Raw genomic sequence first — 23,905 nt, forward strand, 5'->3', positions numbered from 1 at the left:
CGCAAAGCGTTCGGTTGACAATACAACGCAAATTTTTTGCGTTGCCGATATCGCAATGATTTGTGATTTACTTTTTGGGTTTTGGATACAGCATGCCCAAACTTGCTTGCTGAAAAAGACACATCAGGTCTCATGAGACCCTCAATGAAGAGGCTTCACTGACCAATTATATAGTCGAATAACATCAACATAAGTTACTGAACCCTTAATCCGCACCAGAGGGACTACGATCTTCAGCCTTGTAACCAAACGCGCACTTACAAACAAAAGAACTTTATTTCAAAGACTTAAAACCAATCTCTTATCTAACACGCTCGTTCTCGTGTTATTCGGTGCTGCCGCACGACTATCCAAACAAAACATCTTATTCAATATCAGTGAATCACTCCAAAAAATTCATCTTTCTGTAAAGACAATGTAAAGAAAAAAGAAATAAAACTTCACAATATATTTTATATTGTATACATTGTGTCCTGTGCAGTTTTTAGGCACACACCATCAACGTAGGTTTTTTACGTTGCTATTTCCCAACAACAAGAACTGTTTTGCTAATAACCAGAGTACACATAATGAAAAAAATATCGCTAAGTCTCGCTATCGCAAGTGCCGCTTTTTGTAGCTCACTTGCATCTGCGAATGAACACCCAAGCCATGCTTACAATCAAGAGAACATGCCTGAATACCTGCGAGCGCCAACATTAGGGATAACTCCTTTACAACTCGAACACGTTGAAGCGCAAGATCAAATGAGTCATGTCCATACACACGTCACTCGTGCGGACCTGACATCCTCTTTACGTAATGAAAACAGTACTGCCGCAGCCATCTGCTTAACACCAACACAATTGGCCGCGGTGAGCGGCCAACAGCGTATTGATTTGTTAGAAACGAACCGCGACTACGCCTGTTTTGAAAACAACATGTGGGCGGTTGCAGATAGTCTTAAAACATCGCTGTTTGATCAAGCCACTCTGGTTGCGGTTGCACAACGCGCGCAAGTCTTAGCTACGCAATACAATGGCACCGACAGCAATGGTTTGCGCAATTTTATTAACTATCTGCGCGTCGGCTTGTGGGCAGTTAGCAATAATCGTGGCACAAACTTAACGTCTGCAATGCAAAACTTTTTAGACGCGTTGGTTGCCAACCCAAATTATTTCAATACCGATAGTGTAAATGCATTTAATGTCAAAGAAGCGATGATTTTGATGTATGTCGAAGGTTGGCGTAGCCGGTATATTCAAGCGGGTATAGGTTGGTTACAGCGTTACGATGTGAATTGGGGCTCTGATATGCAACGCCTACTAACCAAAACGTTAACGTTGTTTTACCGCGGCGGCAGCGACAGTGCATTTAAAGCTGCTGTAGAAAAAGATCGTGCTTTGGTTACTGCGCTCAGTGACTTTTTAACCAACAACGAGCATTTGATTGGCCATAAAAACGAATACCAATATAACGATGCAGCCTCAGAACTAGCGCGACTCTTAGGTGTGGGTGGACAAACCTACCAACAAACGAAAGTCCTCGTGCGCGACTTTTTAACCGCAAACAGCATGACAGGTAATCATCGCAAAGCGTGGTTTAACATGGCCGGTCAAGTGGATTACCATGATGGCAACAACTGTAATTACTACAATATTTGTAACTATAAGCAAACTCTCGAAGCCACAGTACTGCCAATTACCTATAGCTGTTCGTCAACCCTGAGAGTGCGCGCACAAGAACTGACCAACGAACAATTAGTCGGGATTTGTAGTGATCTCGCAGCGCAAGAAACCTATTTTCATAATAAGTTAAACACGGGAAATGTGCCTGTTGCGGACGATTTCAATTCCACCCTTGAGCTTGTTATTTACAACAATTCTACGGATTACAAATTTTATTCCGCCATTTTATTCAACCACAGCACAGACAACGGTGGGATTTATTTAGAAGGTAACCCTTCCGTGCAAGGCAACGTACCTCGTTTCATGGCACATGAAGCGGAATGGCTTCCTGAATTTACCGTTTGGAATTTAGAACACGAGTACGTTCATTATTTAGATGGACGTTTCAACAAGAAAGGCAATTATAAGGATGGGGAAAACCACAATACCGTCTGGTGGGGAGAAGGTTTAGCGGAATACGTGTCGAAGAAAAACCGTAATGACAAAGCGATTGTGCAAGCGCGTAAGAGTACATACAACCTCAGTGAGCTGTTTCAAACCAAGTATAAAGTCCATGATTCAACACGCATCTACGATTGGGGCTATTTAGCCGTTCGCTATTTGTTTGAAGAGCACCGCGCCGATATTGATGGAATGCTCGTCGAATTGCGTGACGGTGACTACGTTGGATTTGATAGTTACCTCGCAAATCTCGGTACACAGTACAACAGTGGTTTCAAAAGCTGGCTACAAACCGTTGAAAGTAATGATGATAATGGCAATGACCACGCTGGATCGTTAAAAAACAATCAATCCGTTACGGTAAACTCAAATGGTACAGAGCTACCTGCGTATTTCGTGGACGTGCCTGCAGGCGCGACCAATTTGGTGATCCAAACCAGTGGCGGTACATCGGGAGATGCGGATTTACACGTCAAGTTCGGTCGTGAAGCAACTCGCACGGACTATGACTTTCGCCCATGGAAATCGGGCAGCAATGAAACCGTGAGTATTGCCACGCCACAGTCTGGTCGTTGGCACATCATGGTGAGTCCGTACGGTAATCAAGCGATGACCGATGTGAAACTGACTGCAAGCTGGATGGAAACGGGTGGTGACAATGGCGGCTCAACCATTGACAATGCCTGCACCTCTCAAAATCCGGTCAGTTCTGGCAACCTTACACCTGACAACACCATTTGCCTTGATGGCAGCCGTACAGCCTACTTGTCTATTTGGGTACCCGCTGGCAAGTCAACCTTGGCGTTTACGGGTGGCCATGGCACAGGTGACCTGACAATGTATCATAAAGCAGGCGGTTGGCCGAACACCAGTAGCTATGATCACCTATCAACAGCTGCAGGCAGCAATAACGATAGTATAACTATCAGCAGCCCAAATTCAGGCTGGCACTATCTCATGGTAACGGGGCAGCACAGTGGTGCGGCTTTACTCACTAAGATGAACTAAATCACCTAGTTCTCGCACACAAAAAGAACCCGCTTCAAAGCAGGTTCTTTTGTCATGTGAGAACACGGTATTTCTGACAACCAACCCCTTGCCTGCGCAAAACGCTTACTCGCGTTTTTGCGTTAGCTTTGCCGCCTCAGATAGGCGCTTCCCAAAGGATATTGCGTAAGCTGGGGAACGAAATCTCAACACAGGATCATCTGATAATTCAAACCCAGGGCTTACCATTGTCGGGTCAAAATTTACAGGCTCACAATCCGCTCCAAGCCCTGTAATGTGTAACTGACCAAAATGAACCCGTTCACCAGAAGTTACCCACTGGTACGTCGGGTCATTGAGCTTGTCTGACTCGTGAGGGAAAGACACAATCATGTCCATTGTCACCGGACCTAACGCCAATTTTTGCTCGGCTTGCTGTTCAAAATTGAGCGTAGCACCATCCGCCAACGCCTGCATAGTCTGCGAATAAAAAGTCCAACGTACTGGTTGCTTTTCTTTCGCTTTGTTTACTAAATAGAACGTATGAATGCTGTTGTAATATTGCTCAAAGTAATCATGGGAACCGGCTACACGCTCAACCAGCGCCTGTTCAAATTGCCCAACTGAAGGGTACTTTGCTTTGAATGCCTCTCGTTCTGCTGGCGTAATCGTCAATTGTTCAACAAACGCCTCAGGCGTGGGGACTGAAAAAAATGGCACGTTCAACATCGCCATTTTATGATGAATGTCGTTATAACGAAAATCCAGCGCCATCCCCAGCACTTTGGTCTTCGCATCCTCACTATGAAGGTTTCCGCCCGGATGAGAAAAGCGTCCCACGACTGCGATAGGTTCACCACTAAAAATAGGACTCACCGTGTACTTGGCAGCCTCAGGGGTTGCCGTAAACGTAGCCACAAAACATAGCCCTTTCGTGTGATTACGGCGTTTGCCTTCAGACACCCCAAATTTCTTTTCAAACGCACTGATAGCCGCGTTCGGGTCGACTTGGTTTGCTGCTACCCCAAAAGGTACAGCCGCTATCAGTAACAAAACGATTGCGTTCATTGCTCTCTCCAAATTGATGACATTGAAAAGACCGGAGCGCAGAGATAAATCATTCAGAGATTCGGGTTGATAAATGTCTAGAATGTTGGTGACGATTCACCATGGTTACTATTATAAGCCTGCATAAAACCTCCACGTTGTGGAGCACATTGATTTCATCAGTAAGTCATGCGGTCACTATGCGTTTCAGGAAACCAGGATTCAACGAAAATTAAAAGCATAACAATGATAATCAACAGAGCTACCTGGATAAGAGCAGAGCAACCAACTCCAGCCCAATATGTTGCAATTGCACAAATAGCGCCTACTACCCTTATGAAGACAGGGTGTAAATCGAATACGCCCCTAAACGCAGAAATACCCAATAAATATAGAGCTGTGCCTGAACCGAGCAACAATGCGAATTCAGATGGTAGAGTATGAGTAATATGGCTTACCGCATGTCCAAGCCCTGCCGACAAGCAAACGATCCCGAGCATGATGGGAATAAACGTAAAATAATACCCTAGCAGAGCAAGACGCACTTTATCTTTTACTGGTGCGGCATGAAGTCTACGCTCGGACCATACTTGGTCCGATGTGAAAAATAACCACCACAATGAAGAAATCAATCCCAAGCCCGGTAATGCGGAAAAGGATACTATAGGTGTAAATTCGACCCTACCTAATGCAATGCCAATAGCAATAATCGATTCACCAAAGGCAATGATTAGCAACAATCCATGACGTTCGACAAAGTGTCCTGGTTGCAGGTTGTAACCTGAACTTTTCTGATCGCTGATGTTTCCTGCTAGCAGTGCAGTGACCAAAAACAGTAGCCCAATAGCTACTCCCCACAAAGCCACCTGTATACTCTCATTTGTAAATGCAGCAGCAATCAAACATATTGCCCCAATAAGGTTAAAAGGCACAAAGCGCCACACAGTAGCTCGGTGCTCCAAAGCGTAAAGGCAGGAATGCACCAAGACGACCAATGAATAGCTCACTGCAAACGCTAAAGCACTTTTGTCAAAAGCATTTGGAATCGCTAGGGCACAAGTTAAAAATGCTGCCATACCACCAAGTAACAAAACTCTCCTTGAAAGGGCGTTTGGAGGAACTTGATTGGTCAACCAAGAATATCCGCTGTACATCCAATACAGCAGCGTGAAAATTGCTGTAGCTTTTAATATTCCAACTAATGACAAATGATGCTCTACAAAGACAGTAAGTTGCGTAATAGTGAACACAAAGACCAAATCGAAAAAGAGCTCCAGAGTGGATACCCTTAGTTCATTTTTATCCTGGTTAAGGTCATTTTTCATAATCTCCTCCTACACCAATACTACTTCGTTCTATCAAAAAGCGAGCTAAGGCACATTAGCGACCTTAGCTCAAATCCAGCTAAACAACAGAGAGTCACTACAATTTGTTAGCAACGAAGTCGAACTTAGGCCCTTGCAAAATTAGCTGTTCATTTTCTACGTAGCCTACAACTTGATCACTTTGATATAACTGATAGGTGTAGTCAGCTAGAACGGATGCTGGCGTATATTGAGATCGATCTGTTGCAGCTTCTGCTTCTAAGCCAGCATTTGTGTATGCTTGATTGAAGAAATCTGTCGCTGTCGCAGCTGGCGCGAGTACTTTTGCCTTCATTTGTTTATTGCCCACCTTTAGGTCTTCAGCAATACCCTCAGTAAATGCCGATACAAAAAACTTAGTTGCACAGTAAGTGACCGCTGTGGGGAACATTTTGTAACCGCCAATAGAAGCAACATTGATAAGTGTTGCTGGCTTGTCATGATAGTCACGCACATAATTTAACGACAGCATTGTCAAAGCATTTACATTTAGATTCAGCATGTTCTCTGCTTTCTCTAAATTCATATCCCAGATATTGCTGAAATCGCCAAAACCTGCGTTGTTTATCAAAACCTCTACTTCGAATTTTTTACATTGGTCGTAAAGACTTTGCGCAGCACCTGATATTGATAAATCAACCGCTTTGACCTGAACATCTATACCATACTCAGATATCAATGACTGCTTAAGCTGTAGTAACTTGTCTTCACTCCTTGCGACAATGATCAGGTTGTGACCTTTCTGAGCAAACTCATGTGACATGGCAAGTCCGATTCCAGAACTAGCACCCGTAATTAATACGTATTTCATAAAGCCTCCAAAATTATCGCGTAGCATGGATATAATGATCGAGGTGTGCCTCAAGGCGAACGAAGTCTTCCTCAATTGAAGGGTTTTTCATCACGTCATAGCAAACGAATGTCGGTAATGATTCCATACCTAGAAAACGATAATTCACATGCATATGCAACATCAAATCTTCTACATTTTTACCTTGCATGAGAAATTCAGTTGGATTATCAAATGCTTCTTCTGGTGCGTTAAAAGTCATTGAAAGCATCAATTTTTTGCCATTAAGCGTACCGCCGGTACCATAGTTTTCTTTCGGCTTTTCTACAATTCTTCCATCGCTATTACAGACCCTGCCATCAAGCCCTGCGGTATAAACATCGTCCATGTATTTTTTCATAGACCACGGAATACTGAACCAATTCAATGGCGCTTGGATAATAATCAAATCGGCCCAGCGATGCTTCTCTAGCTCACGATCAACATCATAATCAACAGATGTTTTTGTGTGCTCTACATCGAACCCTCTCGCGAGTAAGTTATTTTCAATTCGTCGGACAAGTTCCGCAGAGAGCTTTCCTTCTGAGAAAGGATATGGGTGATGTGCATTGATAATTAAAGCATTTTTCATAAAGCCTCCACAATTATGTTTGGTCTAAGTGAGAACACTGAAAGCTTAGCGAGGATTATCAAAAAAATATAATTATCAATTGATATTAGTGTGATAACAATTTGCTATCGATAGAGCATCAATTGAAATCCTTTATATTTATGTACGCAGGTTGTTTGAATATAACTTTACTCGCTCCGCCAGATAGTCCATGACGTAGCGGTTTCGAGGATGTAGGGGCCATTGATTTTTGTAGATGAAATTGATTTCGTCGGACGAAACATTTTCAGAATTCACTATATTGAGTTTGTCGAACACAGGGCTGAGGCGTACCATGAATTCATCTAAAACGGTATAACCTAGGCCTTCAGCGACATGGTGACAAATTTTGGGAGCCGAATTCGTATAAGAAGAAACACAAAGTGAGTCAGCAGTAGAGTATTCTTTAGGGAATAAATACGGCAGAACTTTTTCCGCCATTTTTTTTCCATCAGGATGATCGATAAAGCCTATTTTTTGAAGTTGTTCAAAGCTAGTTGGTTCAACCCCTTTAGGTAATACCAGCCATAATTTTTCTGCAAGAAAAGGTTCACTGTCACATAGCGAACTATTTATTTCATGAGTTACCAGACCAATATCACACTCATTACTTAAAACGCGGCTTTCAACCATTTTAGTAGGGTTAAACTCTATGTGAATCTTAAGCTGTGGGAACTTAACTTGAAGATCAAGCAGCCATGGGTATATAAGATTTCCGGCACCACCAGGCATCGATAATCTGCATATACCTCTATAGGGATCTACGTCACTAATCCTCTCTTTCAGCAATTGTTCGTTTTTTAACAAATCTCTTGCATAGAGTAAAACCTCAAGGCCTTTTGGAGTAATTTCAAACGACTTTCCGTCTCTGATGATAAGTGTTTGATTTAAATGTTGCTCCAACTTCAATATGTGCTGACTAACGCCAGGTTGAGTCATATGCAAAATGTTCGCTGCTTTTCTGAAGTTCTCAGTGTCAGCAAGTATGCTAAAAGTTTTCAACCACTCTGAATTGATCATATATATCAACCTAATCATTACCATACTAAATCACTATATCACTAGTTGATTACTAATTGTAATGAGCATCCTACTTTTAGCCATCGACTCTTTCTTTCCGATCTATCTCAACTTAGCAATGGTACTAAAATGACAAAAGCCGACATGAGAGTCGGCTTTGCGATTTGCAAGTTGGTATGAAACTTTATTCCTAAGTTACAAAAAAGGCGCTTTCGCGCCTCTTTTTTATTCTACTGTCACGCTCTTAGCGAGGTTACGAGGTTGGTCTACGTCTGTACCTTTAATCACTGCTACGTAATAAGATAGAAGTTGCAGTGGGATTGTATAGACAACTGGGGCAATGACATCTTCAACGTGATTGACGTTCATTACGCGCATAGTCTCATCAGACTCGAAATGCGATTCTTTGTCCGCAAACACATAAATAATGCCACCACGAGCACGAACTTCTTCAACGTTGGATTTCAGCTTTTCCAATAGCTCATTGTTTGGTGCAACAACAATGATTGGCATGTCAGCATCAATCAACGCCAATGGTCCGTGTTTTAATTCACCCGCCGCGTAGGCTTCCGCGTGAATGTATGAAATTTCTTTCAGCTTTAACGCGCCTTCCATTGCGATTGGGTATTGTGAACCACGGCCTAAAAACAGAGAGTGGTGCTTATCTGCAAATTCTTCAGCAAGCGTTTCAATGCCACCAGCCAGCGTCAACGCCTCTTCCAGTTTCGATGGCAGTGACTTAACCGCATTCACGATATGTGTTGCATCGATGCCTTTTTCTTGGGCGATTGCAGCAGTCAGCATCAACAAACCAACTAACTGAGTCGTGAAGGCTTTTGTGGATGCCACGCCAATTTCAGCACCGGCTTTGGTCATAAACGCTAAGTCTGATTCGCGAACCAACGAACTACCTGGGACGTTACAAATCGTCATTGAAGCCATGTAGCCTTGCTCTTTTGCAAGACGCAATGCTGCAAGCGTATCGGCCGTTTCACCCGATTGTGAAATGGTCACCAGCAAACTGTTTTCATGCACAAACGATTGGCGATAACGGAATTCAGACGCAATTTCAACGTTGCAACTTACACCCGCAAATTGCTCTAGCCAATAACGCGCAACCATGCCTGAGTGGTATGACGTGCCACATGCGATGATTTGGACGTGTTTCACATCTTTAAAAATTTCAGTGGCGCGTTCTCCGAACGCTTTCACCGCCACGCGCGACCCTTCTAAGCGGTCTTCCAACGTGTTACGTACTGCAACTGGTTGCTCGTAAATCTCTTTTAACATGTAATGGCGGTATTCGCCTTTACCGGTGTTGTCTTGGTGAATGGTCGACTCGACGATTTCACGTTCAACACGTTCACCCGCTTTGTTGTAGATTTCAACTGTTTCACGTGTAACACGCGCTACATCACCTTCTTCTAGGAAGATAAACGTGCGGGTGACCGCAAGCAGGGCAAGTTGATCCGACGCAATAAAGTTTTCACCAAGACCTAAACCAATCACCAGTGGGCTGCCAGAACGTGCCACAATGATTTCATCGGCATTGTTTTTATCAAAAACCACCGTGCCGTATGCGCCTTCAAACTGTTTTACTGCCGCTTGCACCGCCGCAAGTAACGAGGTGTGTTGTTCGCGCAATTGGTGAATCAGGTGAACCATGACTTCTGTGTCGGTATCCGACAAAAACTCATATCCATCACCCTTCAGCGCTTCGCGTAAACTTGCGTGGTTTTCAATAATGCCGTTATGAACGAGCGCGATGTGATTCTTTGAAACGTGTGGATGCGCGTTCGTTTCTGTAACACCACCGTGCGTTGCCCAGCGGGTATGTGCAATACCTGTCGTTCCTTTCACGCCCGCATGCGTGAGCGCATTTTCTAGGTTCGCTACTTTACCTACCGCTTTTACCGTGTGAAGTTGGCCGTTGTCTGCAAGCGCAACACCTGCGGAATCATAACCGCGGTATTCAAGGCGCTTTAAGCCTTCGATTAAAATTTTGTTTACTGGACGTTCAGTGACCGCCCCTACGATTCCACACATAATTTCTCCATTATTTGCACGTTGTGTGAGCCTTTCGGCTATTCGTTCACATCAGCACATATTACTGTGACGCCCTGCTTCTCAATCGCTAGACGCGTTCTGCTGTCTAGGTTGTTGTCAGTGATAAGCGTCGTCACTTTATGCCAAGGTAATTCTAAATTCGGGATTTTTCGACCTACTTTATCGGACTCAACCATGACGATGACTTCACGCGCGGATTCCGCCATAACTTGGCTTAAACCAACCAGCTCGTTAAAGGTCGTAGTACCTCTTTCAACATCAATGCCATCCGCACCTATAAAGAGCTGATCAAAATCATAAGAACGCAAAACTTGCTCTGCGACTTGCCCTTGAAAAGATTCGGAATGCGGATCCCACGTGCCACCAGTCATCAATAAGGTTGGCTCATTCTCGAGTTCAAGCAAACGGTTAGCGACATTGATAGCATTTGTCATCACCACTAATCCTCGCTTTGAAATCAGCATTGGGATCATCGCAGCGGTTGTTCTACCACTGTCAATAATGATGCGGTTATGATCTTTAATGAGATCTGCCGCTGCCTTTGCAACCGCTTGTTTGCGTAATGAATCGCGTTTTTCGTCACTTTTTGCCACGATTTCTTGTGGCAGTGCCACAGCGCCACCATAACGACGAAGCAACAAACCACTTTGCTCAAGCGCGGTTAAGTCTTTGCGGATCGTTACTTCTGAGGTCGCAAATTCTGCGGCTAGCGCCTCGACACTCACTTCGCCCTGCTCATTCACTAAAGACAAAATTGTATGGCGTCGTTGTTGCGTGTTGCGTTTAGTCATCGATGGGATCAAATAAGTTTCGTTTCGAAAGTTTTTGGATTTTAAACGAAACTTAGTCACATTTTCAAGCGATCTTTGGTGATTTTTTGTTTCATTTCGAAAGGTATATAGGCATATAGCTGGTAATGTCAGCAAATCCGCCAACCATTTCCGTATCGGGATTATGCATTTCAAAGAAAGCCGCACTCAGGTTAAAGTCCAAAAGACTTTGTTGGGCTTGTTTCAGCGAAGCAAACGAAATTGGATCGCCATTGTCATCTGCTAACCAGTAATGATTTCCTCGGTTATCTATCACCCCAATAAAATAGTGCGTCGCTTCACTACAATGTGTAACTATTGGTGTATAGAGGGGATTGTCAACTAAAGCTGCAAAGTGTGCGTGATTCATACAAGTACCTCTGTCTATTTCTTCACCCTAGTGGGTTATTTCGCAAAGTCGAATCCAGCTTCAGCCCTTCGCTACGCAGAAATCATCAAACTGGACAGATAAATTGCCAACTCGCTCAAAATGAAGAGACACAACACTTGTATATACAAACATGCTTAACGTCGCCTTTTGCGACTAAATGTAATTTTTATGAATAAATACAGACACTTTTTTACAACTTGTCGTGTTTCCTCACGTTACACTCCGGTTAAAAACCACAAGGAGTTCGTCTGATGCCTATTCTTCTGATTCTAGGACTGTTATTTACCTGCTCTGTTCACGCCAACTCGACCTATCAAAATGCGACGTCTATTGGCATGATATTTAAAAATGAATGGCACGACTCCGATACCATCACTGGTGTTGGAATTGAAGCAATGGGGTACTTTAATCGATCGCCATTTGGCTTTAGCGTAAGCTCTGCACTTGGTATTGCCGATGTAAGCGTAAAAAACCAACAGGGTAAAGAAAGTTACGCAACGCTCGATACGGGTATCAAAGTGGGTTATTTTGCGGATGTCTTTGTGTATGGTGAAGTCGGTTTAGATCTGTTTGAATTACTTTTCTATGATCTCTCTCGCTCACATCGGGTCGCCTATAATGATGGCTTTTATCTCGATACGGACGATGAACCGAGAAACAACAGCATTGATGGGTATATCGGTTTAGGTGCAGGTGTTAATGCAAAACCATTCAAAATAGAAGTGTTTACTCGCTATCGCCAAATTGACAGTGAAAACTGGGAAGCAAAGAACTCCGTTTTCAGTGGTGTACAAATCTCCATGATGTTCTAGGGTTCATTGGATTCGTCCATCCGGCTACCATATTGCGCGTAAATTCGCGCAACATCCCCCGAATTGACCATCTTTTCCAGCACCTGATTCAACGTATCGCGCAATGAGCTAAGACGTGGTTGTATTCGCATCGCAACCGGTAAATTGGAAATTTCATAAACCTCCTGAAAACTGCGATATTCTGGCTGCGTTAACTTGTAATAGTCTGCCGTGATGTCACCTATCATCATGTAGTCAAAGCGTTGATGATACAATTGAGCAAGCAATTCACGTTCGGAGGTATTGTCATATACGGTGATTTTGTTCGTTTCGTTCTCCCGATTGAAATGCACTTCGAACCCACCATAGCGATAACCTCTGACCCGACCGATGACCTTGCCATACAATTGTTCGGGCGACGTTAAAATAGGGCCAACCCGAGCGAGGATGATTTCTCTAGAACGCGCGTAAAAATAGCTATAAATCCCCGGATTTGTTGATTCTTGTCGCCAAGTAGGACTGACGCCTGGTTCAATATCAATCTCGCCTTTTTCAAACAAACGCTGCCCTCGCGCTACAGACACAGGAAGATATTCAAAACATAATCCTGTTTGCGCCGAGATTTCATCAAAAATATCAACGAACAAACCACTGAACTGACCGTTACTTTCAAAGCTATATGGCGGATTTGCGCCATGATAAATCATCACGGTGTAACACGCCGCGTGCAAGGACCACGAATAAGTGGCAAAAAGGGCACTCCACCACCAACGCATAGACAAACCTTTCATCATGCTGCTGCTTTTAAGTGTAGAATGTTCCTAAATTTTATCGACTTTCCAGCTTCTCAACGCATTTTTCATGACAGATTACTTGTATATACAAATATCCCTTCTCTTTTAATCATAATAAAGACTGGTTTTTTAGGTCAATTTGTACGTCTAGATCGGTATTTATGCTCAACATTCAGATAGGCGCTATACTGAACATAGGGACTGATAACTAGGTCGATTACACGGAACCGTAGCAACAATTGCCATTGTCGTTATGCGGAGGTTTTATGTTTAATCGCTTATCACTCAAAGCTTTTGAACCGGATGAGCTCAGAGCCATCCGTCATTTGTGTTTATATGAAGGTGAAGTAAACCATTTGTATTTGGATTCTAAAGGCAATCCCACCATTGGAGCTGGGTTCCATATTCCAAATAAAGCGGCGTTTGCCAACCTACCCTTACGCGAAAACCGCACCAAGCGGGCGGCAAGTCGGGATCACAAGTTAAGTGAATTTGACCGTATAAAGCGTTTGCCTCCCGGCTATGCGGCGAACTTTTATACCCAACACTGTGAACTTTATTTATCTCACAGAGCATGCCAAAAAGTGCTACAGGGGAAAATAAACCAGTTTAAACATGAGTTAATGGTTATTTACGGTGAGTCGTTTTATCAAAGCCTGCCACGCAGTATCAAGCTGGCGCTGCTCGACATGATTTATAATTTGGGGCAGACGCAGCTACAGACAAAATGGCCAAAGTTCAATGCAGCAATACAAGCTCGAGATTGGCAGGCTGCTGCGCTCGAATGTCATCGGGTTGGGGTTTCCGCTAAGCGTAACGAGCGCGTAAAACAACTTTTAATGAGTACTCGCTCGCCCAAGTTAAGCTGGTGGCATCGTGCCATTGATTGGTTTTTTAAAACTGCCCAATGACCGTCTTCACGGCACCTAACGCCTATTTAAACTTCACGTTTTTTTCACTCGGTTGGTAAACTCGCGTTTCCGGTGATGTCCATTTTTCTTGTTTTAAATATTGCGTACTGACAATGATTTGTCCGTCACGTAACGTGCTGGTGGATTTCACTTTTGTTATGCCATCTTTGTTGCCCGTCACGTCCTCGTAGGCAATAAATTCGTGATCGTTCACCATTTCCATTGTGCCTTGTGTGTAGAATCCAGCCGTCGTGAAGTAATAGAACACCAAACTATTTTTGCTTTTATCCCAAAAAATCAGTGACTCACCACCGTAAAGCCCATCATTGATGGAGTGCAAAGTTCGCACCGCAGTGCCATTGAGCGCACGTGCCCAATGTGAAACGTCCTGCATCGCCGGTTGACCTTCCGCTACCGGAAAATCCGCTTGCCACGTTCCAAAATATGGCTCAAATACGCGTAGTTCAGGCGCCAATTCGGCGTCCGCGGCGGCGTTGAACGCACTACAAAAACACCATACAGACAGCCATTTCATTATTGTTTTCATTGTTATTTCTATCCAATTAATCCGCATGACAAAAGCCTAGCGGTAGTTTAATGAAATTACCAGACAATAAAAAAGCCAGCAGCGCTGGCTTTTTTAACAACGATTAGCGATTAACTACCGTGTTGCATCGACACATATTTGCGTCGCATTAAATCATGCACCACCAACTCTTGCTCTCGGCCGTAAGCCTTAAACATGCGATTGTTGTGCATGTGTAATAATGAGCCCATTAAATCATTCAAACTACAATTCAAGTCACCGTTCGCATTGAGACTCGTCAACTGTGACACTACCGCAGCCGCTTGATCACGCCACTGGGCTACGAGCGAAAACAAAGGCGCCAGCTCGGCATCTAGGTGACCACGTTCAATCCAAATTGCCCAGTTTGCGAAATCGTTGTCTATTGTTGTTTCGTACTCACGATAACGCTCCCCTAGTTTCTTTCTGAGGGCGGCTGATTCATTGAATTCTTTGCCGAAACCTTGGCGTAAATTAGAGACCAAATCGAAGCGTGTTTCTTGAGAATAACCAAATAAATCAAACAAGTTGTGCGTATACAACATAGCCACACGCCAACGAAGTGATTCGTCCAATTCTTCGACTAGTGTGCAGGTCTGTGCAATCAATTCACTGTCGAGCATAAAGAGTTGCTCAACCAATTCCATGGATTTAGGCCCGCCATAACGTTCAACTTCACGTTCATAGGTCATCAATTCCACTTTATGCAGCACACCCGCTTCCACTTTAGGATCAAGCAACGCATTAAGTTTTGGTAACAACTCGCCGCAAAGTTTGCTCGGCTCACCATAAAAACGCAGCCTCAAATGCCAGTTAGGATCGCCATAACGAATGAAGAACCATTTCTCAAATAACGCTTTATGTTCTTGAATAAATGGCATCAACGTTTCAGTGAGCAATTGCTCAACGACTGTATTTCCAGAGTAAATTTTGAGGCTTAACCACTCAGATCCCGCACTAAATCGGCGTTTAATCGGCACAGCGGTGATGTTGGCCTGTGGATTCGCTGCAAAGTGACGAGGTGGGTTTGCACTCGTATTGAACAACGGCACAATCACTTCATTGTTGTATTGATTACCGCTCGTATCGCGTACTCGAGAGCGATAGCTTGTCGTTAATACTTCGGTTAGTTCAATTGTCTCATGATAAGTAGTTTCACCGATTAACACCGAGAGCATTTCAGGATGTGTTAAATCAATCCGTAGAACGTTATCACCACTTGAAAAACTCACCCAACGGTCGAGTTGATATTCTTCTAAAAACGCTTTGAGTTTCGTTGTATTCAGAATACCTTTTTCGAACACCGCTTCTAACTTTTTACGTTCTACACGCCACGTTTTTTCAAAGACCACCAAGTTGTCTATCATGATCCGCGGAACAAACGCCGCGCTACGTACACACTTTGGCAGCATAACAGCAGGCGTATTCCCTTCTTGTGATTGCAAAATACACAAGAATTTATAGGCGCTTAGGCTTCTAGCACCATAGTTATGAGCGGAAGACAAACGAGGAATAATCCGTTTATTCAGGCGCTTACTCCATAGTTTTACCGTTTGCCCTTCAATCCAAACGTACAGATCACTCAGCGGGATTTGATACTCAAGCTCCACACTGCTGTCCGCCATAAAGACGATTTCGTACGGACGCAAGTGGGGACGCGCGATAACGTTGCCAGGACGCCCATCTGGCATATGAACGACTTCAGCAAGAATAACGTCTTCCATATGCTGTTGTTCTTGTGCGAGATGGTCAGTTACCGACGCTTGCAGTTTCTCGTTCAAATGGCAAAAACGCCCTAAAAGATTTGCTGCAGAGGGTCCGTAACACCCGTTATATTTGAAGACAGGTCGCTCATTCTCATCTTCAAATAAGCTTAGCATCGCACCTGTTGAATATGGGATTTTGGCCACTTCACTTTTAAATTTCGCGACTTCTTTGAGCTGCTTTGAACTAATGGTAATACAAGATTTACTGCGATTAGCCGATTTTGTCAGCTCCTCTTCAATCAGTTTTTGCAAGGGACTTGTTCGTACTTTTTCCGTATCCTGTCCACCACTTCTCGCAAGTTGTAATCCTGCCACCAGCGGTGCTTCGTAACCGGTTTCACTGGAAATACCAATGCCTGTTTCATCGTCCAAAATTTGGTCTAAACGAACAAATTGTCCTTCGAAACGGGCTTGAAACGCACTCATAAAGGCACTTAACGCTTCGGTTGACGGCGTTTCGCTCGACATTGAAACTAACTCTAATGTGCGTTGCACACGGGTCAGCTCTTGCGCGCTTAACGAGCATTGCTCGAACTGACGGTATACATCACTTTGCAGAAGCTTGTTCTCTTCGATGCGGATCCCAAGCCCTTCAAGGTGCGTGATCAGCGCCTTGTATTTTGAAATATCGCCAAATCCTTGCTGATCCAACTGTTCGATTAAAGATAAGGCCGTTGCAAGGCTGTCTGCTTCGCTATTTGCACCTACTCGCACCAGTGAACGGTACAAGGCTAAATCCGGTGATTCCCCCGTTAATGGTAATGGAACATCCGCAATTAAAATGCCTTCATCAATCAAGGACTGAATGTATTCTTCAACTTCCTCGCGTTCCACATCGTTGTACAACGCGACAAACTCATTAACCAAGCGTTCAAAACTTGAACCATGTTTGGCCAACTCTAGAAATTGTGTAAAGTATTCATCGCTTTCAATGGCACTAAGACGGTAGTGAACTTCTTTTTCCGAAAGATAACTTTCAATATAACGACATTGATTTTCAATAAAATAATGTGAGGGATTCAGTCGATATTGAAGCGACTCTGCTCGGCTATAGTGTTTAATTACGTGTTCTTTCAACGCAGAAAGGAAGAACATGTCTAGGCGAGTTTTGCGACTATCTTGCTTAAACGAGCCTGAAATTAGCGATGTTTGCTCGGCAATCTGACCCAACGTGATCCCAGAAAAAAGCCCGAATGGCGTAGGGCGAGAAGCCATCCGAATAAGGTATTTTAGTAGCGCCTGCGCAACCTTCTTGCCTTGTTTAGAGTCGGGTTTAGCACGCCACTGCGCCACACGTTCAAGTAAAGAGGGACTGGCTGCATAAAGCGCTTCTTTTACTTCATCTTGCTCTAGCCAATCATTTAATTGTGCTTGAAATTCGTCAGGCTTGTCGGCTAACTGATGTAGCGTGGTGAGACTGAGTCTCGGTGTACGAATAACGAAAAAGTTATCGTGCTGTAATGCGTTTGACATCGGTACTCCTTATGCCATTAATAAACTTTCAGTCCAGTCGAGGTCTTCGTTGAGCACGCTCAACAAAGCAAGTCCTACGCCTGCATACCCCATTAAAAAGCCAAATTCTTCTTCATAACTTGGTGGTATACCTTGATACGTGTAGAAGGCTTGCTCTCCTAATTCTGCGTATTTCGCTAAACCATACTCAAGCCAATAATGGTGAGCTTTTGAAAATTCAGGGTGAGGAACAATGCGGTTTAGTAACTGAAATATCGTCACCAATCCAAATATGCCATGACACAATCCCGCATCTTCTATTGAGGCGGATTGTGCATTTCGTGTCGCAGCCATCAAGGCTACTTCTCTCGCGTGGTCCACATAATTAGGTCTATCGAGCGCTATCCCTGCCCGCGCCAAAGTCAGTGCAATGGTCAAATCTCCGTAGCACCAACCAAGGCGGCTCCGATGAGAACCCGTAGCGCATCCATAAGCACATTCAGCGCGGTGTTCCGGGTTGCGCTCTGCAACTAACCAATCACACGCGCCTTCTAACAAGGCGCGTGCTCGAGCATGAAGTGTAGAAGATTGCAGTGCAGGCAATAACGCGGCAATGATCCCTGGCACGCCATGCGCTAAACCTAAATTGAATTCAGGTTGAGTACGGTCGCTGCCTTCAAATCGAAATGCCGAGTAGCTTGGTTGTGACCAGCTCAAAGTCCCATCAGGGAATGCGGTATGAAGCTGTTCGTAATAGGTAACTAGGCGTTCAAACAACAAATCCTGATTGGTTGTTTTGGCACGGCGAATAATATACGGGGCGTAACCTGCAAGTCCGTTAATCGCTTCAATTTCACCTTCCCAGTATTCGACCGACATGACCCTCAGCAGTAGTTCATCAATGTCGTTCAACAACGTTGCATCATAACCCTCATGTTCCGCTTGATTCAGCAACTCGATTAACCAAGCCTGACCTGCTAAACCACTCGCCAAGCCAAATTGACTTCCTGCCATATTGTCTTGAAGAAGCTCAAATTGCTGACCAAAAAGGTCCTCATTCACCGCGTCGGGTTGATACTGATGCATCTTGTATAAAAACAGCAATTGCCCAGCCACACCACCGAGCAGACCATACTCTTGATTTGACTGTATATGCATCGATATTTTTTGAGTAAGGAGGGTGAGAATCGAATTGATGGTTTCTCGCTGTTCATCGGAAACCATGCTTTGTGCACAAAGCGCCATAAATCATCCTTAACACTTATTATTATTCTGAAGCTACAACACAGGGGAACGAGATAAAATGACGTTGCCAAAGACACCCTGATCAATACGAACAAGTTAACCCATTATACACAAATAATAAACAATATAATTCAATTAGGGGACAAGCGATGTCTTGTATTTAAGCTGATTTGGGGAAGAGTCACAGGTCTAAGCTCTTCCCTATCGATGTTAAGCCATTAACAAACTGTCAATCCAATCAAGTCGGTCATCCACCACGCCAATGAGTGACAAGGCCATCCCTGAATAACCCATTAAAAAGCCAAAATTCTCCGTATAGCATTTATTCTGCGCATCATAAAAATACAGCGCCGACTCGCCTTTTTCTTTATAGTTTGCAAGGAAAATGTGCAGCCATCGATCCGCCGCCGCGGCGAGTTCAGGGTGTGGCAACAGTTGATTCATCGCTTGAAAAATCGTAGCTAAACCTAAACTACCATGGCACAGACCTGCGTCATAAATGACTGCTGAGGATTCATCTCGTGAAGCTGAATGTAAGGCAATTTCTAACGCGGATTCAATAAAATCATCACGTTGTAATTCCAAACCAACACGAGCCAATGTAAGTGCTATCGTTAAATCACCGTAACACCACCCCAATCGAGAACGATGCTGATCCCCGACACACGTACCAAAACAAGCATAATCATCCTGTTTGGGGTTACGCTGCGCGAGCAACCATTCACATCCCCCTTCCAACAATCTTTTCGTGCGAAGTGTTAACGAGGGTACGCGAACCGCGGGAAGTAATGCTGCGATGATGCCCGGCACACCATGCGCTAAACCTAAGTTGTACTCCGCTTCATTGCTCTGTCTATCAAAAAGATATACAGACTCTTTCGGTTGCGCCCAGGTGAGGTGCTTTAAATTCAATTGGCTTACGGTACTTTCAAAGCCAGAAACAATGGCGTCGAACAATTCGGTTTGATCTGCATGCCTTGCTCGACGAGCAGCGTAAGGCGAATATCCGGCTAATCCAAGCACCATTTCTAACTCACCGGACCACGGACTCTGTTTTAACGCGTTAGTAAATAACTCATCAATTTCACTTAGCAGCTCAGGGTCATACTCGTCTGGGGCCGATTGATTAAAATACTCTAATAACCATGCTTGCCCTGCCAATCCATTGCTTAATTCCAAGGATTGTTCGCCTAACCCTTCTTGCAGCACATCGAGCTGTTCTTGAAATACCGATTCTTCGACAAACTCAGGATTGAATTGATGAGCTTTAAATAAAAACAACAATTCTCCTGCAAGGCCACTCAACAAACCGTGCGGTATCGTGGTGTCTGATACATGGTTTGCAACCTTTTTACTGAGAGTTTCGATGAGTTCATAAACAAGCGCTTTATCTGCGGGTTCTAAACGAAATACGGTGCTCATGTTTTTCCTTAACGGTGTCTTATTAGAAACAAAAATACCTTTTAGTTATCAATATGTAAACACTTGTAACTATCTTTCAGGTACAAGCAAATCCGAGCAAAAAAAAGCAACGTCATGCGTTGCTTATTAAGTCCAATCGGAAGGAGGAACGTATTTAGTAACGCTCCACGCTTTGTTCCGTGTATTTTTTCAATTTAACTTCACGTTGTGCCGAAGCGATGGTTTCTTTTCGATGCGCGATAATCACACGCGTCACTTTGAGTCCAGAGACCGCTTCGTTGATGTCGGACTCCAGCTTGGTGTCCAAATGGCTTGTCGCTTCATCCATAAAGAGTAAGCGTGGGTTTTTATACAGAGCACGGGCCAAAATGATACGCTGCTTCTGACCTCCAGACAGGCTCGAGCCCATATCCCCGATTAAACTGTCATACCCCATCGGCATTGCACTAATATCATCATGGATAGAGGCCAGTTCCGCACAATAAACAACACGCTCCATATCCACTGGCGATTCAAAAAACGCGATGTTATCGGACACCGATCCGGAAAACAGCTCGTCGTCTTGCATTACTGCCGCAATTTGCTGTCGATATTGTCTCGCGCCTATTTGGTGCAAAGGAATATCATCGATAAGCACCTCGCCATCGGTTGGTTTGATGAGGCCTAACATAATTTTTAACAGCGTTGACTTGCCGCAGCCAGACGGCCCGGTGAGCGCGACAGACTCACCCGCTTGAATAGCGAGGTTCACGTCTTTAAGAACAAAGGGCGTAGCGTCCGAATAGCGGAAAGACACATTGCGAAGCTCAATTTTGCCCGTTACCTTATGCACTTTCATTTGCTTTGGCGTTAACTCTTCACGTTCTGTCAGTGCAATATCCGCAATCCGGTCAAAGTGCAGGCCAAGCATCTTAAACTCGATGAACTTGTCGATGAGTTTCGCTGTTTTCTCAATGAATTGACGTTTGTATGCCATAAAGGCAAAGAGCATACCGGTACTAAAACCACCCGCTATCACTAATTTGGCGGCAAGAAAAATCACGACAATGTTTTCAATTCCAAACAAAGCTCGGTTGATTGAGTCGTAACCAATTTGAAAATTACCCAAGCGAATGCTTTGGTTTATTGCCTTCGCGTAGCGGTTTTGCCATTGACCCTCGCGTTTGACTTCCGAGCCAAACAACTTAATCGTTTGGATCCCACGCACGGTCTCCATAAAATTAGAACTTTCTTCAGCTCGAGCCATGATTTCTTGTTCACTGATCGTTCTAAAGGGACGATACATTGCCACTCGAACGCCTGCGTAAAGTAATACCGCGACCAAGACTACAGCCGACAGTGTTGGACTATAGAAAAAAATCATGCCCAGTGTAACTAACGCCATTAAACCGTCGATAATCGCTTCTATCACCCCTTGCGTAAGTAGTTGCTTCACTTGCTGCAGCGACCCAAAGCGAGACACGATGTCTCCCATGTGGCGCTTTTCAAAGTAAGTTAACGGTAAACGAACTAAGTGATGAAACAGATTCGCGCCGAGCTGAATGTTCATCTGATTACCAAAATGCAATAACGTAAAGCCGCGCAACGCATTGGTGGCTATCTCAAAACCGAGCACTAAAAAGAACCCGACGGCGAGCACCGTTAAGAGCGATGTATCGCCACTCAAAATCACGTCATCAATGACGAGTTGGATATAGTAAGGACTTGCCAACGTAAAAATTTGCAGTAACAAAGACAACGAGAAAATCAGTAACAATGAACGTTTTAGGCCCGAGATTTTGCTCCAAAAGTCAGAGAATCGTAACGACGCCTTTTTCTCTTTTTTCTCGAACTCCTTGGTCGGCATAAGTTCCAACGCAACGCCCGTGAAATGCTTCGACGCTTCGTCCAACGAGAGTTTTTTCTCTCCTTCTGCAGGATCATGAATGATGACGTATTTATCGGTGGCTTTTTTTAATACGACAAAATGATTCAAATTCCAATGAAGAATGCTTGGCGCTTGCAACAATTCAAGTTCTTCAAGCTCAATACGCAAGGGTCGGGTTGCCAATCCTAATTTCTCAGCAAAGTGCATAATATCAAGGAGCGTACAGCCCTCGATTGAAATACTGAACTTTTGCCGCATCGACACTAAATCACTGTGATAACCATGGTATGCCGCAACCATTGCAAGACTAGCTAACCCACATTCAGCCGCTTCTGACTGTAAAATGACGGGCAAACTACTTTTGGACCAAAACTCCAGCAAGCTTCGTGGATTATCAAACAAATCTTCGTTTTGTTGTTCTGGTTCCGTACTCATAATTGTCCCTTAATGCTGAAAACAGGATCAAATAACCAACGCAGCAGGCTACGCTCTTCTATCACAACATCGGCATCCAAGGTCATCCCCGCACGCAGCGGCGTGGCCTTACCGTATGCGGTGACGTTTTGCTCTGCTAATTTCACCACGACACGATACGCGGGCGTTGAGATAATGCCGGGCAAAGCAGCTTCTTCAGGCAAAATCACCGAAGCGCTCACTTCAACGATTTGCCCTTCATAAATGCCAAACTTCTCGTAAGGGAAAGCATGGTATCGAAGACGCGTCGATTGGCCCTCTTTAATAAAACCATACGCTTCAGTTGGGATGTAAATCACCGCCTGCATTTCACTATGGGTTGGCAAAATACTCAGTAAATTTTGATTGAGGCCCACTTGTTTTCCCGGTTTAGCCAATAGACCCGTCACCGTACCTGACTTGGGCGCTCGAATTTCAGCCAACCTAAGTTGTTGCGTCGAAGAAAGTTGAATATCCACATCGGCAATTTGAGAATTCAACGAGGCGACTTGTCGCTCGTGTTCAAGGGGTAACGTGGCAAGACGACTCTCAAGCTGTGAAATTGAGTTCTCAATCGACAATGATTCATTATGAATAGATGAGGACTGCTGCTCTAAAGCGAGCAAGGTATCTTGCTGACGCGTCAACTCAAGTTCAGAAACGTAACCACTGCCTTTCAATGTACTAATTTGCTCCACGATGCCTTTATTGAGCGCTAAACGTGTTTGAAAGGTATGCGCCTGTTTTCGCAGTTCATCTAAACGCGAGACTTGGCTCTGTTTTTCTGCACGAAGTTGTGCCATGTCTAAATCATGCTGCTGTTGAAGTTGTGCAAGCTGCGCTTCAAGAAGTTGTTTTTGAAAACGATATTGATTGAGTAGCCCTTGATTCAGCTCCAAACCTTCAACACTGTGGCGAGCGGACTCGATACGTAAGATGGGTTGCCCTTGCTCAACCGTATCGCCTTCTTTGACCAATACCTCGGAAATGACCCCTACTTGAGGAGCAAAAAGTTTGAGTACGCCAGTATTTGGCTCTATAAAGCCGCTGACGCGTTCTTTGCGTGTGTAATTTCCCCACGCTAAAAAGAGAAGAGAGATAATAACTATGAGTACGATGAGTGCAGCCAAACGATAAAAAACAGGAGGCTGAATTAGACTGACCGTTCCTTCAAGTCGGTGAACTTTGTATTCGAATACTTCGCGGCGAAATAAGTTGTCCATAGCTTAATTGGGGTAACATTATTGTTAATATTATTATGCTGAACAACCAATTTACCATGCTCCGCCAGATAAGGGAACGAAATGAGCTTTATAAAGGCTTACAAGACAGAATGGCGTTGTAAATTGCTGGCGAACACAATTTAGGAATTAACGTTTTCTCAATAATCAAAGAAACGTTTGTACC

Annotated in this window: 18 protein-coding genes; 3 read left to right on the plus strand and 15 right to left on the minus strand. The window is 44.1% G+C overall.

Annotated features, from left to right (window positions below; all coding sequences use genetic code 11):
* The first annotated feature begins 569 nt into the window (after positions 1-569).
* The gene (locus tag NI389_RS09960) at positions 570-3,116 is read left to right on the plus strand and encodes a M9 family metallopeptidase (protein ID WP_308359677.1); all 2,547 of its coding nucleotides are present in this window, start codon (positions 570-572) and stop codon (positions 3,114-3,116) included.
* Between the two features lie 105 nt (positions 3,117-3,221).
* Here NI389_RS09960 and NI389_RS09965 read toward each other — a convergent pair whose 3' ends face one another.
* The 8 genes from NI389_RS09965 to NI389_RS10000 all read right to left on the minus strand — a co-directional run bounded on the left by NI389_RS09965 (position 3,222) and on the right by NI389_RS10000 (position 11,211).
* A complete protein-coding gene (locus NI389_RS09965) occupies positions 3,222-4,163 on the minus strand; it encodes a catalase (RefSeq protein ID WP_308359678.1) in 942 nt (313 codons plus the stop codon).
* A gap of 158 nt (positions 4,164-4,321) precedes the next feature.
* A complete protein-coding gene (locus NI389_RS09970; RefSeq protein ID WP_308359680.1) occupies positions 4,322-5,467 on the minus strand; it encodes a low temperature requirement protein A in 1,146 nt (381 codons plus the stop codon).
* Positions 5,468-5,564: 97 nt separating this feature from the next.
* Positions 5,565-6,317, minus strand: a complete 753-nt coding sequence (locus NI389_RS09975) for an SDR family NAD(P)-dependent oxidoreductase (RefSeq protein WP_308359681.1) — start codon at positions 6,315-6,317, stop codon at positions 5,565-5,567.
* Positions 6,318-6,330: 13 nt separating this feature from the next.
* A complete protein-coding gene (locus NI389_RS09980; protein WP_308359682.1) occupies positions 6,331-6,927 on the minus strand; it encodes an NAD(P)H-dependent oxidoreductase in 597 nt (198 codons plus the stop codon).
* Positions 6,928-7,065: 138 nt separating this feature from the next.
* Positions 7,066-7,965 carry a LysR family transcriptional regulator gene (locus NI389_RS09985; RefSeq protein ID WP_308359683.1) on the minus strand — a complete coding sequence of 300 codons (900 nt, stop codon included), beginning with the start codon at positions 7,963-7,965 and terminating at the stop codon, positions 7,066-7,068.
* A 225-nt stretch (positions 7,966-8,190) separates the two neighbouring features.
* Positions 8,191-10,011 (minus strand): glutamine--fructose-6-phosphate transaminase (isomerizing), encoded by a 1,821-nt coding sequence (gene glmS, locus NI389_RS09990; protein ID WP_308359684.1) that lies wholly within the window; start codon positions 10,009-10,011, stop codon positions 8,191-8,193.
* Between the two features lie 38 nt (positions 10,012-10,049).
* Positions 10,050-10,823: a DeoR/GlpR family DNA-binding transcription regulator gene (locus NI389_RS09995; RefSeq protein ID WP_308359686.1), complete on the minus strand. Its 774-nt coding sequence runs from the start codon at positions 10,821-10,823 to the stop codon at positions 10,050-10,052.
* A gap of 91 nt (positions 10,824-10,914) precedes the next feature.
* Positions 10,915-11,211 carry a DUF6482 family protein gene (locus tag NI389_RS10000; RefSeq protein WP_308359687.1) on the minus strand — a complete coding sequence of 99 codons (297 nt, stop codon included), beginning with the start codon at positions 11,209-11,211 and terminating at the stop codon, positions 10,915-10,917.
* Positions 11,212-11,483: 272 nt separating this feature from the next.
* Between NI389_RS10000 and NI389_RS10005 the strand changes: the two genes are divergently transcribed.
* On the plus strand, positions 11,484-12,044 hold the full coding sequence (locus NI389_RS10005) for a hypothetical protein (protein WP_308359689.1): 561 nt from the start codon (positions 11,484-11,486) through the stop codon (positions 12,042-12,044).
* Here the strand turns inward: NI389_RS10005 and NI389_RS10010 are convergent.
* The gene (locus NI389_RS10010; protein WP_308359690.1) at positions 12,041-12,817 is read right to left on the minus strand and encodes a substrate-binding periplasmic protein; all 777 of its coding nucleotides are present in this window, start codon (positions 12,815-12,817) and stop codon (positions 12,041-12,043) included. The genes NI389_RS10005 and NI389_RS10010 overlap by 4 nt on opposite strands.
* A gap of 266 nt (positions 12,818-13,083) precedes the next feature.
* On the opposite strand from NI389_RS10010, the gene NI389_RS10015 reads away from it, so the two are divergent.
* Entirely contained in the window at positions 13,084-13,728 is a 645-nt protein-coding gene (locus NI389_RS10015) for a hypothetical protein (RefSeq protein ID WP_308359692.1), read from the plus strand.
* Between the two features lie 22 nt (positions 13,729-13,750).
* Here the strand turns inward: NI389_RS10015 and NI389_RS10020 are convergent, their stop codons facing one another.
* The 6 genes from NI389_RS10020 to NI389_RS10045 form a co-directional block, all read right to left on the minus strand.
* A complete protein-coding gene (locus NI389_RS10020; protein ID WP_308362539.1) occupies positions 13,751-14,263 on the minus strand; it encodes a hypothetical protein in 513 nt (170 codons plus the stop codon).
* A 122-nt stretch (positions 14,264-14,385) separates the two neighbouring features.
* Positions 14,386-17,532: a lantibiotic dehydratase gene (locus NI389_RS10025; RefSeq protein WP_308359694.1), complete on the minus strand. Its 3,147-nt coding sequence runs from the start codon at positions 17,530-17,532 to the stop codon at positions 14,386-14,388.
* Positions 17,533-17,541: 9 nt separating this feature from the next.
* Positions 17,542-18,756, minus strand: a complete 1,215-nt coding sequence (locus NI389_RS10030) for a lanthionine synthetase C family protein (protein ID WP_308359696.1) — start codon at positions 18,754-18,756, stop codon at positions 17,542-17,544.
* A gap of 210 nt (positions 18,757-18,966) precedes the next feature.
* Positions 18,967-20,178 carry a lanthionine synthetase C family protein gene (locus tag NI389_RS10035; RefSeq protein WP_308359698.1) on the minus strand — a complete coding sequence of 404 codons (1,212 nt, stop codon included), beginning with the start codon at positions 20,176-20,178 and terminating at the stop codon, positions 18,967-18,969.
* Positions 20,179-20,332: 154 nt separating this feature from the next.
* Positions 20,333-22,480 carry a peptidase domain-containing ABC transporter gene (locus NI389_RS10040; RefSeq protein WP_308359700.1) on the minus strand — a complete coding sequence of 716 codons (2,148 nt, stop codon included), beginning with the start codon at positions 22,478-22,480 and terminating at the stop codon, positions 20,333-20,335.
* Complete coding sequence (locus NI389_RS10045) at positions 22,477-23,721, minus strand: HlyD family secretion protein (protein WP_308359702.1); 1,245 nt, start codon at positions 23,719-23,721, stop codon at positions 22,477-22,479. Before NI389_RS10045 ends, NI389_RS10040 begins: the two co-directional genes overlap by 4 nt.
* Positions 23,722-23,905: the final 184 nt, after the last annotated feature.

This window comes from Pseudoalteromonas xiamenensis (genome assembly GCF_030994125.1).
Lineage (GTDB): Bacteria > Pseudomonadota > Gammaproteobacteria > Enterobacterales > Alteromonadaceae > Pseudoalteromonas > Pseudoalteromonas xiamenensis_B.